The 1,532-nt window shown below is 39.6% G+C and carries 2 protein-coding genes; one reads left to right on the top strand and one right to left on the bottom strand.

All coding sequences use genetic code 11. The features are described from left to right. Positions 1-164: 164 nt before the first annotated feature. Positions 165-746, bottom strand: a complete 582-nt coding sequence (locus H5115_RS19945) for a superoxide dismutase (protein ID WP_002960323.1) — start codon at positions 744-746, stop codon at positions 165-167. Positions 747-1,012: 266 nt separating this feature from the next. On the opposite strand from H5115_RS19945, the gene H5115_RS19940 reads away from it, so the two are divergent. Then, positions 1,013-1,351 carry a Grx4 family monothiol glutaredoxin gene (locus H5115_RS19940; RefSeq protein WP_004335359.1) on the top strand — a complete coding sequence of 113 codons (339 nt, stop codon included), beginning with the start codon at positions 1,013-1,015 and terminating at the stop codon, positions 1,349-1,351. The last annotated feature ends 181 nt before the right edge of the window (positions 1,352-1,532 follow it).

Raw genomic sequence — 1,532 nt, 5'->3', positions numbered from 1 at the left:
CACTGGTCTTATTTAAGCTTCCAGCTAGACGAGAGGATAGAAGATATCCCCGATGGGTTAAGCCAAAACCATCTAAGTATCCCCATAAAAAGAAAGATGCCAGTCAGCTTAACTGACTGGCATTACGCCTAAGCGTCTTTTTTACATTAGCGTTTAAAGGCTAATTAAGCGAAGTTAGCGTTCGCGAATTCCCAGTTAACAAGCGACCAAAAACCTTTAAGGTAATCTGGACGAACGTTACGGTAATCGATGTAGTAAGCGTGTTCCCATAAATCCACTGTAAGGATTGGAGTAACGCCATCATCAGTTAATGGTGTAGCAGCGTTAGATGTATTAACGATGTCTAGTGAACCATCAGCAAGCTTAACTAACCACGTCCAGCTTGAACCAAAGTTATTTACTGCTTTGTCATTTAATGCATCTTTAAACGCATCAAAAGAACCCCATTTAGCGTTGATTGCATCAGCAACTGCGCCAGTAGGCTCGCCGCCGCCGTTTGGAGATAAGCTGTTCCAGTAAAAAGTATGGTTCCAGATTTGTGCTGCGTTGTTAAATACGCCGCCTTCTGATGAACATACGATCTCTTCTAGAGATTTGTTTTCAAACTCAGTACCAGGGATTAAACCATTAAGCTTAACCACGTAAGTGTTGTGGTGTTTGCCATGGTGAAACTCTAGCGTTTCTTTTGAAATATGTGGCTCAAGTGCGTCGATTGCATATGGTAGTGACGGTAGTTCAAATGCCATTTTTTTATCTCCATCTTCTTTGGTTGATAGTCCATTTGGTAATACGTAATGCCTGGTGAAACAGAGCAGTTACCTATACCAAGCGGTAATATAGTGTTACTATAATTGTTGAGTATTTTACTCAAGTTTAAGCAAACAGCAATGCTATTGCGAAAGACTATTTCAATTGCGGCTTTATTTGCCCATTTTAAGTTATATATTTGTGGTCACGATGAGTTATTTTCAAGACCTAAATATATTTAGCTATCGTTACTTTGAGGTTGTAGATGGAAACCATTGATAAAATTAAACAGCAAATTTCAGAAAATCCAATAATCCTTTTCATGAAAGGGTCACCAAAATTACCAAATTGTGGTTTTTCTTCACAAGCATCGCAAGCGTTAATGTCATGTGGTGAACCATTTGCATACGTTGATATTTTACTTAATCCAGACATTCGTGCTGAGCTTCCAGCATACGCAAATTGGCCAACATTCCCACAACTTTGGGTAGATGGCGAATTAGTTGGTGGTTGTGACATTATTATCGAAATGTTTCAACGCGGTGAATTACAGCCGTTAATTACTGAAACTGCTGCTAAATATAAAGAAGCTGACGCAGAGTAATTTATTACTCAACCTGAACTCAGGTTATTAAGCTCTTTAAACACAAAGCCACTTTTTAAGCTGTCTCTTGATCACAAGTCTGACTCAAGAGATTTTGCTAAATCGTAGCCTTCCAGGATGGCTTGTAACTTAAGCCATCCTTGCCATAACACTTTCACAGATGCACGCCCTGTGCGCTTGG

It is taken from the genome of Pseudoalteromonas sp. SR44-2, from assembly GCF_014163745.1.
In the GTDB taxonomy this organism is placed as follows: domain Bacteria; phylum Pseudomonadota; class Gammaproteobacteria; order Enterobacterales; family Alteromonadaceae; genus Pseudoalteromonas; species Pseudoalteromonas distincta.
This window is presented reverse-complemented; position numbering and strand designations above follow the sequence as displayed.

Bases quoted from the DNA above. Each gene is read 5' to 3' on its own strand.
- H5115_RS19945 (WP_002960323.1), bottom strand. From the start codon at position 746: ATGGCATTTGAACTACCGTCACTACCATATGCAATCGACGCACTTGAG.
- H5115_RS19940 (WP_004335359.1), top strand. From the start codon at position 1,013: ATGGAAACCATTGATAAAATTAAACAGCAAATTTCAGAAAATCCAATA.